General features: G+C 66.7%; 14 protein-coding genes and 1 pseudogene. 9 read left to right on the top strand and 6 right to left on the bottom strand.

What is annotated here, in order from left to right:
* The first annotated feature begins 47 nt into the window (after positions 1–47).
* Positions 48–482 carry a hypothetical protein gene (locus tag ACIA76_RS18275; RefSeq protein ID WP_397152979.1) on the top strand — a complete coding sequence of 145 codons (435 nt, stop codon included), beginning with the start codon at positions 48–50 and terminating at the stop codon, positions 480–482.
* Between the two features lie 10 nt (positions 483–492).
* A pseudogene (locus ACIA76_RS18280) lies at positions 493–726 on the top strand (steroid 3-ketoacyl-CoA thiolase); the annotation flags it as partial.
* 418 nt (positions 727–1,144) lie between these two features.
* Here the strand turns inward: ACIA76_RS18280 and fadD32 are convergent.
* Together fadD32 and ACIA76_RS18290 are read right to left on the bottom strand one after the other, a co-directional pair.
* On the bottom strand, positions 1,145–3,013 hold the full coding sequence (fadD32, locus tag ACIA76_RS18285) for a long-chain-fatty-acid--AMP ligase FadD32 (protein ID WP_397152980.1): 1,869 nt from the start codon (positions 3,011–3,013) through the stop codon (positions 1,145–1,147).
* Positions 3,014–3,114: 101 nt separating this feature from the next.
* A complete protein-coding gene (locus ACIA76_RS18290) occupies positions 3,115–4,359 on the bottom strand; it encodes a KasA/KasB family beta-ketoacyl-ACP synthase (protein WP_397152981.1) in 1,245 nt (414 codons plus the stop codon).
* 332 nt (positions 4,360–4,691) lie between these two features.
* On the opposite strand from ACIA76_RS18290, the gene ACIA76_RS18295 reads away from it, so the two are divergent.
* Together ACIA76_RS18295 and ACIA76_RS18300 are read left to right on the top strand one after the other, a co-directional pair.
* Positions 4,692–5,684, top strand: a complete 993-nt coding sequence (locus ACIA76_RS18295) for an acyl-ACP desaturase (protein ID WP_397152982.1) — start codon at positions 4,692–4,694, stop codon at positions 5,682–5,684.
* Positions 5,685–6,140: 456 nt separating this feature from the next.
* The gene (locus ACIA76_RS18300; protein ID WP_397152983.1) at positions 6,141–6,305 is read left to right on the top strand and encodes a hypothetical protein; all 165 of its coding nucleotides are present in this window, start codon (positions 6,141–6,143) and stop codon (positions 6,303–6,305) included.
* Positions 6,306–6,413: 108 nt separating this feature from the next.
* Here the strand turns inward: ACIA76_RS18300 and ACIA76_RS18305 are convergent, their stop codons facing one another.
* Positions 6,414–7,139, bottom strand: coding sequence for a VIT family protein (locus ACIA76_RS18305; RefSeq protein ID WP_397152984.1), 726 nt, complete (start codon positions 7,137–7,139; stop codon positions 6,414–6,416).
* Between the two features lie 222 nt (positions 7,140–7,361).
* On the opposite strand from ACIA76_RS18305, the gene ACIA76_RS18310 reads away from it, so the two are divergent.
* Positions 7,362–8,279, top strand: a complete 918-nt coding sequence (locus ACIA76_RS18310; protein WP_397152985.1) for a helix-turn-helix domain-containing protein — start codon at positions 7,362–7,364, stop codon at positions 8,277–8,279.
* On the top strand, positions 8,276–8,818 hold the full coding sequence (locus ACIA76_RS18315) for a dihydrofolate reductase family protein (RefSeq protein ID WP_397152986.1): 543 nt from the start codon (positions 8,276–8,278) through the stop codon (positions 8,816–8,818). Before ACIA76_RS18310 ends, ACIA76_RS18315 begins: the two co-directional genes overlap by 4 nt.
* Before the next feature lie 6 nt (positions 8,819–8,824).
* Here ACIA76_RS18315 and ACIA76_RS18320 read toward each other — a convergent pair whose 3' ends face one another.
* Complete coding sequence (locus tag ACIA76_RS18320; protein WP_397152987.1) at positions 8,825–9,322, bottom strand: CGNR zinc finger domain-containing protein; 498 nt, start codon at positions 9,320–9,322, stop codon at positions 8,825–8,827.
* A gap of 26 nt (positions 9,323–9,348) precedes the next feature.
* Between ACIA76_RS18320 and ACIA76_RS18325 the strand changes: the two genes are divergently transcribed.
* Both ACIA76_RS18325 and ACIA76_RS18330 read left to right on the top strand, forming a co-directional pair.
* On the top strand, positions 9,349–9,522 hold the full coding sequence (locus tag ACIA76_RS18325) for a hypothetical protein (protein ID WP_397152988.1): 174 nt from the start codon (positions 9,349–9,351) through the stop codon (positions 9,520–9,522).
* A gap of 146 nt (positions 9,523–9,668) precedes the next feature.
* Positions 9,669–10,058: a hypothetical protein gene (locus tag ACIA76_RS18330; protein ID WP_397152989.1), complete on the top strand. Its 390-nt coding sequence runs from the start codon at positions 9,669–9,671 to the stop codon at positions 10,056–10,058.
* A gap of 65 nt (positions 10,059–10,123) precedes the next feature.
* Here the strand turns inward: ACIA76_RS18330 and ACIA76_RS18335 are convergent, their stop codons facing one another.
* Positions 10,124–10,609: a methylated-DNA--[protein]-cysteine S-methyltransferase gene (locus ACIA76_RS18335; protein ID WP_397152990.1), complete on the bottom strand. Its 486-nt coding sequence runs from the start codon at positions 10,607–10,609 to the stop codon at positions 10,124–10,126.
* A 63-nt stretch (positions 10,610–10,672) separates the two neighbouring features.
* Entirely contained in the window at positions 10,673–12,133 is a 1,461-nt protein-coding gene (locus ACIA76_RS18340; protein WP_397152991.1) for a flavin-containing monooxygenase, read from the bottom strand.
* A 9-nt stretch (positions 12,134–12,142) separates the two neighbouring features.
* Between ACIA76_RS18340 and ACIA76_RS18345 the strand changes: the two genes are divergently transcribed.
* Entirely contained in the window at positions 12,143–13,213 is a 1,071-nt protein-coding gene (locus ACIA76_RS18345) for an AraC family transcriptional regulator (protein ID WP_397152992.1), read from the top strand.
* Positions 13,214–13,317 lie beyond the last annotated feature (104 nt).

Consider the following 13,317-nt stretch of genomic DNA (forward strand, 5'->3'; position numbering starts at 1 on the left):
ATCCGGCGCATGCTGGACTGATCGAGGGGAGAGCGGAGGTTATGGTCATGGCCCGCGCGGTGGCTCCGGTGGTGCGCGAGAAGGGCGCCGAACCCGATAAGGGGCAGGGCGACTCCTATCAGGAGCGGCTGGCCAAGTACTTCCCCATCGAGACCAGCGGCCCGTATCTCGCCGCATCGGCCGCGGTGACCGGTATGACCGCCGCGAATACGACCGACCGCACGATGTGGATGCTGGTCATCTTCGCGGTCTTCGGCCTCGGCACGATCCCGCTACTGCTGAAGCAGTATCCGACGGCCGAATATCGGCATCGGTGGCTGCCCGTGGGCTTCGGCGTCGGTGCCTTCGTCATCTGGGCGTATTCGCTCGGCACGCTGCCGATGGAACTGCATGTCTACAGCCCGATCGCGGCCGTGGTCCTACCGATTCTGTACGGATTCGGCGCTAACTTCAGCCCGTCGAAGGCCGACGCGACCAGCTGATCCCCTCGCCGAGATTGACGCCTACGAGGTGAACGAGGCCTTCGACCCGGTGCCGCTGATATGGCGGGACGAACTCGATGCCGACCCGGAGCGGCTGAAGCCGAGCGGCGGCGCTATCGCCATGGGCCATCCGCTGGGCGTCTCCGGTATCCGCATCCTGGCCACGCTGGTCAACCATCTGGAGCAGACCGGCGGCCGCTACGGCCCGCAAACCATCTGCGAGGCAGGCGGTTCGGCCAATGCTATCCCGAGGCCTGATAGGCCGAGCGCCGACAGCTGTCGGGCACGAGATGGCCGGCCCGGACGAGCGCGTCGAAGGCAGCGCGCTTGTTCCGGCAACAATCGGTCGAGCAATCGGTGTGCATCTGCATCACCCGGTGTGCGCGTTCTACGGACAACGACCCCTCGGGGGCCGAATGTGCTGTCAGTGCAATGAAATCCGCTATCGAATACTCCATGGCGAGCCCCCTTGTGTGTGGGTAGAAACCAACCATGTCCGTAACTACACAGTAGCTCCGGAGCGACCCGCCGCCGCAGGACAAACGCCGGACATCTCAGTGGCGAAAACCATCGCCCAAGCCCCTGCGACGGGCGGATCGTAGCTGGTCAGCTCGCCATTCCTGGCTAATCCCGGCGAAAAGCGCGCCGGGATCAGGAGGGGGTCACTCACTATCCGGAAACGCCTGCTGCCGATGGCCGCCGCGCAGGGTGCCCTCCAGATAGGCCGCCTTGCAGGCGCGCCGGGCGATCTTGCCGCTCGACGTGCGCGGAATCGATCCCGCGGGCACCAGCAGCAGATCGCGCACGGTCACGCCGTGCCGCTTGGAGATCGCCCCCCGCACCGTCTCCGCGACCGGCTCCGGATCCAATTTGGCCGCGCCGGTGTTCCTTTCGGCGACGATGACCAATTGTTCGGAGCCCGAGTCGATTCCGGTGCGCGCCGGATCCGGTAGCTCGCCGGCCGTCACCGAGAACGCGGCCACGAAACCTGGTCGCAGCGCATCGGAGGCTTCCTGCGCCGACATCTCCAGATCCTGCGGGTAGTGATTGCGGCCGTCGACGATGACCAGATCCTTGACCCGTCCGGTGATGTACAGCTCGCCGTCGTGGTAAGCGCCGAAATCGCCTGTGCTCATCCAGATCGCGTCCGGCTCGGTGCCCTCGGCGTGACTGCCCGAGGCCTGGCGCGCGACCAGCCGATTGTGGAAGGTCGACTCGGTCTCCTCCGGCCGTCCCCAATAGCCGATACCCATATTCTTGCCGTGCAGCCAGATCTCGCCGACCTGACCGTCATCGCGCTCGATACCGGTGGCCGGATCCGCGATCACCGCCCACTGCGAGCGGGCGACGTAACCGCACGACACCTGCGCCACAGCGCTTTCGGAGTCGGCATCCACCTCGACCATGCGTCCGGCATTGAGCTCGGCACGGTCGACGTAGACCATCCGGGCCTCGTCATCGCGCCGGGTCGCCGACACGAACAGCGTCGCCTCGGCCATGCCGTAACACGGCTTGATGGCCGTCTTGGGCAGTCCGTAGGGCACGAAGGCGTCGTTGAACTTCTTCATCGACGTCACCGAGACCGGCTCGCTGCCGTTGATCAGGCCGATCACGTTCGACAGATCCAGACTCTCGCCCGCCTTGGGCAGACCGCGCGTGGCCGCATGCTCATAGGCGAAATTCGGTGCGGCAGCGTAGGTTCCGGCCCCGTCGGACGCCGCGGCCAACTCCTTGATCCAGCGATACGGGCGGCGCACGAAGGCGCTCGGCGACATGATCGTGATGAACTTGCCGACGATGGTCGGCAGGATCACGCACAGCAGGCCCATATCGTGGAACATCGGCAGCCAGGTGACCCCTCGTGCGTTCTCGACCAGGCCGAGCGCATCGATCATCTGCAGCAGGTTGGTACCCACCGACCGATGAGTGATCTCGACCCCGGCGGGCACGCGCGTGGAGCCCGAGGTGTACTGCAGATATGCGACGCTGTCGATATTGATATCCGGCCGCACCCAGGTCGCACCGACGCTGTCCGGAATCGCGTCCACGGCGATGATGCGCGGGCGCTGCGAGGCCGGCAGCGCGCGGAAGAACTCCCGCACCACCGCCGCCGACGAACTGGCCGTCAGGATGGCCGTCGGCTTGCAGTCGCCGAGCACCGCGTGCAGCCGGTCGGTATGGCCCAATTCCTCCGGGTCGAACAGCGGCACCGCGATATTGCCCGCGTAGACCGCCGCGAAGATCGACACCACGTAGTCCAGGCCCTGTGGCGCCAGGATCGCGACGCGATCGCGCGGCGTCGTCACCTGTTGTAGGCGGGCCGCCACCGCGCGCAGCCGCACGCCGAACTGGCGCCAGGTGAGTTCCTGATACTCCCCGTCGCGTTCGCGTGAATAGTCGATATAGCGGTATGCGAGCTCGTCACCGTTCGTCGCACTATGCCTGTCGACGAAGTCGATCCAGGTCGAATCATCCGGGATCGTGATGTTGCCGTGCTCGTCCAGATAATCATCGTAGGTCTCGCCGATCATTCCCTATCCTCTTTCACGCACGCCGCTTTCGGCCGTGCAATGACACCGATACAGATCGACACCGAAGCCCGAAGACTAGCAGCGCTTCGGTAGGGGATTGCTCAATATCGTCCGAATGTCAGCGACACGTTGTGTCCACCGAAGCCGAACGAGTTGTTGATCGCGTAATCGATCCGGCCGGACCGCGCCTGACCCTTCACGATGTCGAGATCGATCTCCGGATCCTGATTGTCCAAATTCAATGTGGGCGGTACGACGCCATCGCGGACGCTGAGCACCGTAATGACGGATTCCAGTGCGCCCACCGCGCCGATGGAATGCCCCAGAGCCGATTTCGGAGCGTACACGGAGGCATGGCCGCCGACGGCGCATGCGATCGCGCGCGCCTCGGCGGTGTCGCCGATCGGGGTCGCGGTGGCATGCGCGTTCACGTGCCCCACATCGGTTTTCGACAGGCCGGCCGTCTCGATCGCGCGGGCGATCGCCCGCGCGGCGCCCTTACCCTCCAGATCGGGCGCGACCAGATGGAAACCGTCGGAGGTCACCCCAGCGCCCATCAGCCGGGCGTGGATGGTGGCGCCGCGTGCCTTGGCATGCTCCTCGGTCTCGACCACCATCATCGCCCCGGCCTCGCCGAATACGAAGCCGTCGCGGTCGACATCGAATGGCCGGGAGGCGTGTTTGGGATCGTCGTTGCGAGTGCTCATGGCCCGCATCATCGTGAAGGCCGCGATCGGCAGCGCCTGGATCGAACCCTCCACACCGCCGGCCACGACCATATCGGCATCGCCCATGACGATCATCTTCCAGGCGTTGGCGATCGCCTCGGACCCCGATGAGCAGGCCGAAACCGGGGTGCAGATACCGGCTTTCGCACCCAGTTCCAGGCCCACCACGGCGGCGGCCCCGTTCGGCATGATCATGGGCACGGCCAGCGGCGGCACATGCTTGTAGCCACCGTTCTGCATCTTGTTGGCCGCGTCGATGAGGATCTCGGCTCCGCCGAGGCCGGTGCCGATCGACACGCCCAGGCGCTCACCGTCCACCTCGGGGCTACCGGCGTTTCGCCACACCTCGCGACCGAGCGCGAGCGCCATCTGCTGGACATAGGACAGACGCCGGGTCTCCTCGTATGTCAGGCTCGCCTCGGGCTTGACCTTCAGATGCCCGCCGATGCGCACGGGCAGCTCGAACCGCTCGATGAAGGGGTCGTCGAGAACGTCGATGCCGCTCTCCCCGTTGAGTAGTCCCTTCCACGTGGAGTCGACATCACCGGCGATCGAGGTGGTGGCCGCGAGACTTGTCACGACCACGTCGGGATAGCTCCTACCGCTGGAAATCGTCATTCTCAGCTCTCTTTCGGTGGCAACACTGCGGAGGTGGGGCAATACTGCGGCGAATACAAGCGGAGTGACTACCATGGCGACGCTAACACCCTGCGTAACAGGCGTTTTCGTACCGGTGACCGAGCCATCTGATACTGCTTCAGCAGGAGTTCGGTCCTCTTTAATGCGACGCGCCCTCCTACCTCGAACACCCGGCCGAGGCGGGACTACATTATCGAGGCGAACCTGACCGGCCAAACCGCGTGACACGCAGCAATCCGGTCGCTAATGCACTGTACCGGCTTCTTCCCGAAACGTCTCAACCGCGATCCGTATCGAGGAAAGGCATCACCTTGGCCAGGAACCTCACGCAGCTCGAACTGTTGCTCGAGCTGGAACCCGTCGCCGAAAGCAACGTCGATCGGCACTTGTCGATGGCGAAGGACTGGCATCCCCACGACTACGTGCCGTGGGATGAGGGCCGAAACTTCGCCGCCATGAGCGGGATCGATTGGGACCCCGAACAGTCACGACTGAACGAGGTCGCCCGCGCCGCCATGATCACCAATCTGCTGACCGAGGACAATCTGCCCTCCTATCACCGCGAAATCGCCGAGAACTTCTCCCAGGACGGCGCTTGGGGCACCTGGGTCGGCCGCTGGACGGCCGAGGAGAACCGGCACGGCATCGTGATCCGCGATTATCTCGTGGTGACCCGCGGCGTGGATCCCGTGGCATTGGAAAACGCCCGGATGATCCACATGACCAACGGCTACAACCCGATGAAACTGATTCGCGAGGCCGGCGGGGCTGAACATCTGATCAATACCGGATTCATGCATTCGGTGGCCTATGTGACCTTCCAGGAACTGGCCACCCGCGTCAGCCACCGCAACACCGGCAAGGTCTGCGACGACCCCATCGCCGACCGCATGCTCCAGCGCATCGCCGCCGACGAGAACCTGCACATGATCTTCTACCGCAACATGTGCGGCGCGGCGCTGGATCTGGCGCCCGATCAGGCGCTGGAGGCGATCACCGATATCGTCTGCCACTTCCAGATGCCCGGGGCCGGCATGCCCGGGTGGCGGCGCAACGGCGTGTTGATGGCCAAGCACGGGATCTACGATCTGCGCCAGCATCTCGAGGAGGTCGTGCTGCCGGTGTTGCGGAAGTGGAATGTGTTCGAGCGTAACGACTTCGGCGCGCGGGGCGAGCAGGCGCGCAACCGGCTCGGCGAATTCCTGGAGCGGCTGCAGTCCGACTGCGTGCGGTTCGAGGAACAGCGCGATCGGTCGCTGGCGCGCGAGGCCGCCAAGCGTGATCTGGTCGGCGTGAAGGGCTGAGGGACGTACCGTTCGGCCGGTCAGGGGCCGATTTCCCGGTCGGGGCCGGGGATTCGGGTGAGTCGGTCCCTACACCCGCCCTCGCCGGGGGGATTTCGGCCCGTCGCGGCCCATTCCGCCCGGCCGCGGGCCACTTCCGAGGGCCGCGAGCCCGACTTCCGCGGATCGCGGGCACTTTCGAGTCACCAGGGTCCCCGCCGGGGGCGCACAGGTGGGCTCACCAACACATTTCGGCATGTCGGGGCCGCATTTGCGTGTGCGCGAGGGACATTGCGGCCGCGCGGCCCAGCGGGCGGATCACACGCGTGTTAGCTGGTTGTGGACTGGGTACTCGTCGCCCCGGTTCGGCGGGCCTCGGAAGCTTGTGCACCTCCGAGCATTTCGAATTGGTCTCGACGCGGAATGGAGTGGCAGAACACATTGCCAGAAGATTGCCGTAAGTGCACACTGGTGTGCATGACTGCAGTACCCCACGTGGCTCGCGCCACCGTCCGGAAATCCGGACCGGTGATCGTGGACGCGCCCACCTCGAACGTGCACATCCGGTTGCGGATCGATGATCCGGAACGTCAGGCCAAGCTCCGCACCGCCCTCGCGCGAATCCAGCTCGGCAACCACTGATTTCGCGCCGACGGACCGACCGTCCGTCCCGCGCGCTCCGGGATGAGTCTGCGACATCCCGGGGCATCTCTCGCTCAGCCCGATGAAACTTCTTCTCGGCAGAACCCCTCAGATCGCGATTCCGACCAGATGCCCGACAAGAAATGTCGTGGCCATCGCCAGCGCGCCGCCGAACAGAACCCGAATCGTCGCGCGCCACACCGGCGCCCCGCCCAATCGAGCGCCGATCGCCCCGGTCGCCGCCAGTGCCACCAGCACGGCGGCGACCGTCAGCGGAATCCGCACGGCGGGCGGGGACCCGATCGCCAGCAACGGCAGCAGCGCCCCGAGCGTGAACGACAGCGCCGAGGACAGCGCGGCCTGCCACGGATTGGTCAGTTCGGTCGGGTCGATACCCAATTCGGCCTCGGCATGCGCGGTGAACGCGTCGTTCTCGGTGAGTTCCCCGGCCACCTTCCACGCCGTCGCGGGCGAGAGCCCCTTCCCTTGGTAGATCGCCGCGAGCTCGGCCAGCTCCTGCTCCGGCATCTCGGCGAGTTCGCGGCGCTCGACGGCCAGGACGGCCCGCTCGCTGTCGCGCTGCGCACTCACCGACACGTACTCCCCCAACGCCATCGACACCGCGCCCGCCGCCAATCCCGCCACCCCCGCGGTCACGATCGCCGCCGAACTGGTCGTGGCCGCCGCCACCCCCACCACGATCCCCGCCACCGACACGATCCCGTCATCGGCGCCCAACACCCCGGCCCGCAGCCAATTCAGCCGCCCCCCGAACCCATCCCCGTGCGGCTCGGAATGCACCGCGATTTCGACGGCCTCACGCTCAGTCTGCACACGCACAAAACTAACGGCTTTTCCAGCGCGCTTCCAGCAATGCAAGCCTCACCACAGTGAGGTAATCCATTGCAATGCAAGGGTTTACAAACCTAACTCAGCGCGATTACGCCCCGCGGAATTCGCCGGAACGAGAGAATCGCCCGGGAGGGGAGTTCGGGCTGACAGACCTGCGCAAGAACGGTCAAGCGGGATGACGGGGCCACGGGCCAGACTCTTAGCGTGACGAACGGACGAGACCGACTGCGAGAGCTGCTCGACGCGGTACTGGACGAGGAGAATACGACGCTCGGGGCGATGGCCTCGGACGCCTTCGCCTCGCCGTACCACTTCGCGCGGCAGGTCACCAAGGGGGCCGGCGAGGCGCCGGTGGCCATGCGGCGGCGGATCCTGCTGGAGCGGGCGGCGTGGCAGCTGAGCAACGAGGCCGGAGTCACCGAGGTGGCATGGACGGCCGGATACGACTCGGTCGAGGGGTTCAGCCGGGCCTTCAGCAGAGCGTTCGGGCATCCGCCCAGTGCCACGCCGGCGCGGCCGAAGATGCGGTGGCTGCCCGCGGTCAACGGAATCCACTTCCATCCGCCCATGGCGCTGTGGGTGGAGGGCGAGCCGCGGGGCAGGCCCGATATGGATCCGACGTCGTTGCTGGTGCACCACGATCTGGACGACATCCGCGAATTGCTGAAGCTGGCGGCCGGTCTGGACGAGCAGCGCTACCGGCACCGGCGCGCGGGCGGGGTCGTCCTGGAATGGGACGGCCCGGAGGATTCGATCGCGACCGTGCTGGATCATCTGATCCGGACCAAGGAGGTCTGGCTGGCCTCGATCGAAGGAGCCGATCAACCGCGGCGCCAACTCGACGATCTGCCCACGCTCGTGCGACGACTCGACGAGATCGCACCGCGCTGGCTGGATGCCGTGCACGAGATCGATCGGCGCGGCGGATGGGGCGACACCCTGATCGACGCGCTGTGCGAACCGCCGGAGAGTTTCGTACTCGGCAGCGTCCTGGCCCATGTCCTCACCTACTCGGCGCATCGACGCGTGCTGGCCCGGCAGTGGCTGCGCGACGAATTACCCGGCGCCACAGTCGATTACGGCGACCCGATCATGTGGTTACAACAGAGAGGCCGACCATGACGCGCACCGTCTACTACACCGCCACCACCCTGGACGGTTTCCTCGCGACCCCGGACCACGATCTGGACTGGCTGCTCACCCGCGACGTCGACCCCAATGGCCCGATGGGTATCGATACCTTCCTTCCGACCATCGGCGCAATGGTGATGGGCAGCAACACTTATCAGTGGATCGTCGATCACCAGGGCGCCGAGCCCTGGCTGTACCGGATCCCCGCGTGGGTGGTCACCCATCGCGGCTTCGCTGCCCGCACCGACGCCGACATTCGCTTCACCCAGGACCCGATCCCCACCCTGCACGAACGGCTGGCCGAAGCCGCCGGGAACCGGGATATCTGGATCGTCGGCGGCGGTGACCTGGCTGGCCAGTTCGCCGATCACGGCTTACTCGACGAGGTCTGCGTGTCCATCGCCCCGGTCACCCTCGGCGCGGGCACTGCCCTACTCCCCCGCCGCATCGAACTGAAGCTCACCGGCCTCGACCGCAACGGCGAATTCGCCTGCGCCACATTCGAGGTCGTCAAGGACGGTGGACAGTAGCGCGATTCACCCCGCACGCCGCCGATGTGCCGCCACGTGCACGCGGGTGGAGCAGCGGGTGGAGCAGAAGCGGCGGCGACCGTTGCGGGAGGTGTCGATGAAGACCAGGGGGCAGGAGTCGCGGGAGCAGCGGCCTATGCGGGTGGGGGCCTCGCAGAACAGGGTGGCCAGGCCGGCGGCGGCGTAGGCCTTGACGCGTTCGTCCATCGGATCGCCCTCCCAGGCGTAGTGCAGGTGTGGGGGGCGGTCGTCGTGGGTGGAAATGTAGGGGCGGGTGGTGGTTTCGGCGAGGAGGGCGTTCAGGCTGTCGACCGTGGGTTCGGTGAAGATCTTGTCGAGGCGATGGATCCAGGCGCGCAAGCGGGCGTCCTGCTCGGCGTTCAGCGTGGTGATCGGGCGGTAGCCGAAGTCGGTGAGCAGGCGCACGAGATCCTCGTGCGGATCGGAGTTCACCAGCAGCGCCGCGAGTTCCGCCGCGGCTCCACCGTAAGGGTTGAACTGCATTGACCGATTACATCAGGGTGGAACCCATGAGCGCCACCTGTCCCACCTGCTCCTGGCCCACGCCGACCGCGATCTCCGCGCACGGGTCGGTGCGCTATCTGCGCTGTGTCTGCGGCCGCTGGCTGATCGTCGACCACGGCGAGGTGGTGGCGGCTGCCGGGGCGAGCGCCTTCGCCGCACCGCGGGGACCCTCGACTTAACGGCTTGTCCTCGACCGGGACCGCTTCGCATGATGAGAGGGTGACCGCCGCTCGTCCGGCACGCTAACGGTTTCGCCGGGATAGCGACACGGTAGCCGAATGGTGAGCCTAGAATCTGCGGCACTGACTGGAAAGGGATCCGCAGTATGGACGCGGTCATCACGCAAGTCGCCGTAGAAGGTAAGCGGCTCATCGACCAGGCGTGGCTCGGCAGAATCACCCGCAATCAGGCCGTACACCTGTTCGTGCAGGTCGGTGATGGACTGGTGGAGTACGAGACCGCCGAGGACATCGTCGACGACGGTCTGGCCTGGCTCGATGCCCATTCCACGCGGCTGCGGGTGCTGGGCTGGTGCGCACTGCTCGAACCACCGATATTCGGCGGGCTCGCGATACTCGGCGTGGTCACCGGCGATTACGTGGCCGCGGCGGTCGCATTGGTTCTGCTGGCGGCGCTGCAATACATCCACCGGCGTTTCACACCGCATCCGACGCCGATCCGACGCCGACATCGGGCCCGGTCACAAACGGACTGATCGCCCGAATCACCCTCGGGGACAGCACGCCTCGCGGAATACGGTCCCCATCGTGCCCGGCGACCTCATCCGGCATGTTCCAGCTCCAGCAGCTGCCGCTTGCGCTCAATACCCCCGGCATAACCGGTCAGCGCGCCGTTGGCGCCGATCACGCGGTGACACGGGCGCACGATCATCAGCGGATTCGCGCCGATCGCCGCCCCGACCGCCCGCACGGCCGCGCGCGGTGCGCCGATCCGGGCCGCGATCCGGCCGTAGGTGACGGTGCTGCCGTAGGGGATCTCCTCCAGCGCCTGCCACACCCGGCGCTGGAAATCGCTTCCGACACCGCCGCATTCGATATCGAAGCCGGTGCGATCCCCGGCGAAGTACGCCCGCAGCTGATCGATGATCGCCGCGAACGCCTCCGGCCGCCGTACCCAGCCATCGCGCACCTCGGCGCGCTTCCCGCCTGCGATGGACAGCGCGGTCAGCACCATCGAATCCCCGGTCCACTCCCCTGCCAGCAGCAGCTCGCCGAGTGGGCTGTCGATCGTGGTGTACACGGTCATCACGAGTCCTTTCCGTCGATCTCGTCGTGGTACACCACTCAATCTGCCCGAGTCCGCGCGGCACTACTGGCGGGAATCCGCCATTGCGTTCGTCCGCGGCACGAGAGTCCGGTCGAGATCGGTGCGCATGGTCGTGAGGGAGTCGAGCAGATAGTTCTGCCGCACCTTCCACGGATGGCGATCGCCCTGGCGCGGGAAATCGCCGATCGAGCGCTGGATATACCCGGCGGCCAGATCCAGCATCGGACGTTCCTCGAGGCGATCCTCGGCTTCGGGGGCCACGGCCCGATGGCCGCGGCGATCCATATGCGCGAGCACCCGGCAGACCAGCCGCGAGGTGAGGTCGGCGCGCAGGGTCCAGGAGGCGTTGGTGTAGCCGATGCACAGGGCGAAGTTGGGGACGCCGGTGAGCATGGCGCCCTGCCAGACGAAGCGCTCGGACAGCCGCACCGGCTCGCCGTCCACGGTGAACGAAAGTCCCCCGAAGGCAAGCAGTTTCAGGCCCGTCGCGGAGACGACGATATCGGCGGGCAGCACGCGCCCGGACTTCAGCGCGATCCCCTCCGGCACGAAGGTATCGATGTGATCGGTGACCACCTCGGCCTTACCCTTGCGCATCGCCTTGAAGAAATCGGCGTCGGGCACGGCGCACAGCCGCTGATCCCACGGGTTGTAGTCGGGTGTGAAATGCTCGGCCACCAGCGCCTCATCCTTGAGGATGCGGGTGGTCAGCCCCGTCAGCATCTTGCGCGCGGCCTCCGGGCGGCGGCGGCAGTACTGATAGAAGCCGATGGTGAACAGGATGTTCTTGGTGCGGATCACCCGATGCGCGAGCGCCGGCGGCAGCAGTTCGCGGATGCGGTCGGCCCGGCGGTCGCGGCCCGGGACCGCCGAGATCCAGGTGGGACTGCGCTGCAGCATGGTCACCTGTTCGGCGTCGGCGGCCATGGCCGGAACCAGCGTCACCGCGGTGGCACCGCTGCCGATGACCACCACCCGCTTACCCGCGTAGTCGAGATCCTCCGGCCAGAACTGCGGATGTACGATCCTGCCCGAAAACGATTCGGCACCAGGGAATTCCGGTGCATGGCCCTGGTCGTAGTCGTAGTAGCCCGCACAGCAATACAGGAATCCGCAGGTGAGGCTGCGGCGTTCGCCGGACTGCTCCACGGTCAGCGTCCAGCGCGCGTCCGCGCTGGACCATTCGGCCGCGATCACCCTGGTACCGAAGCGGATTCGCCGATCGATCCCGAATTCGGCCGCGGTCTCGGTGAGGTAGCGCAGGATCGACGGACCGTCGGCGATGGACTTGGCATCGCGCCACGGCTTGAAGGGATAGCCGAGGGTGAACATATCGGAGTCGGATCGAATACCCGGATAGCGGAACAGGTCCCAGGTGCCGCCGAGCGAATCGCGGGCCTCGAGAATGGCATAGCTCTTGCCGGGTAACTGCGTCTGCAGCCGGTAGGCGGCGCCGATTCCGGACAGGCCGGCGCCCACGATGACGACGTCGAGATGCTCCATGAGTCCAGTGTGCTGAGTCACTCCTCGCCCTTCTTGACTCTGCGCGACAAGTATTTGATTCTGGACGACATGTCGGTGATCCGTTCGGCGGGACTGCGGGGTTTTCGCGCGACCGTGGCGGAATTGGGCGGCAACGCCGAGGAATTCGCGGTTCTGGCCGGGCTGCCCGTCGCCGCGCTCGACACCGACGATCTGCTCGTCTCCGATGCGGCCATGGCGACCATCCTGGAGATCGCGGCCGACCGGTTGCGCTGCCCCGATCTGGGTCTGCGCATCGCGGCCCGCCAGGATCTGGGCATGCTCGGGCCGCTCGCGCTGGCCATCCGCACCTCCCCCACCCTGGCCGACGCCCTGCAGTGCACCTCGCGCTATCTGTTCGTGCACGCCCGCTCGCTGAGCCTGACGCTCGAACCCGATCCCTACGGCGATCCGACGCTGATCGCACTGCGATACGGCGTGCCGCCACCACCGCCGGTGCAGGGCACCGATCAGGGTCTGGCATTCCTGCATCTCGCGATTCGGCGGCTCGTGCAGGGGCCCTACGATCTGCGCTCGGTGGATCTGCCCTATCGGCCGCCCGCGCCGCCCGAGGTCTACGAGGAATTCTTCGGTGCGCCGGTGCGTTTCGAGCGGCCGAGCGCGCTGCTGCGGGTGCCGCGCACGCTCGCCTCCCATACCCTCGCCGGCGGGGACGAGACGTTGCAGCGGCTGGCCGTGGCCTATCTGGCCGAACAGTCCGCGGACGCCGGTGCGTCGATCGTGCCGCGGGTGAGCGCCGCCGTGCGCCAGCTGCTCGGCACGACCGCACCCGAAATCGCCGCCGTGGCAAGGCTTCTCATGATCCATCCGCGCACCCTGCAGCGCCGGTTGGCGGCGGCCGGAACCTCGTTCGCGACGATTCTCGACCAGGTGCGCCGCAGCGAGGCCCGCCGCTATCTCACCTCGACCGATCTGCCGATGAGCCAGGTCGCCTCGCTCATCGGCCTGGCCGAGCAGTCGACGTTCACCCGCTGCTGCCGACGGTGGTGGGGTGTCACACCGTCGGCGGTTCGACGGGATCCGGCCGCGGCCCGCGGTTAGGCACGGAGTCCGGCGACCGCGACACCAGCGTTCGACTCGCCGTTAGGGGATCGCAGCCGCTGCGACGCGCATCCGCTCGGCTACTCGCTCACTTGCGCCCCGGT

This window comes from Nocardia sp. NPDC051570 (assembly GCF_044454005.1).
Classification (GTDB): Bacteria; Actinomycetota; Actinomycetes; order Mycobacteriales; family Mycobacteriaceae; genus Nocardia.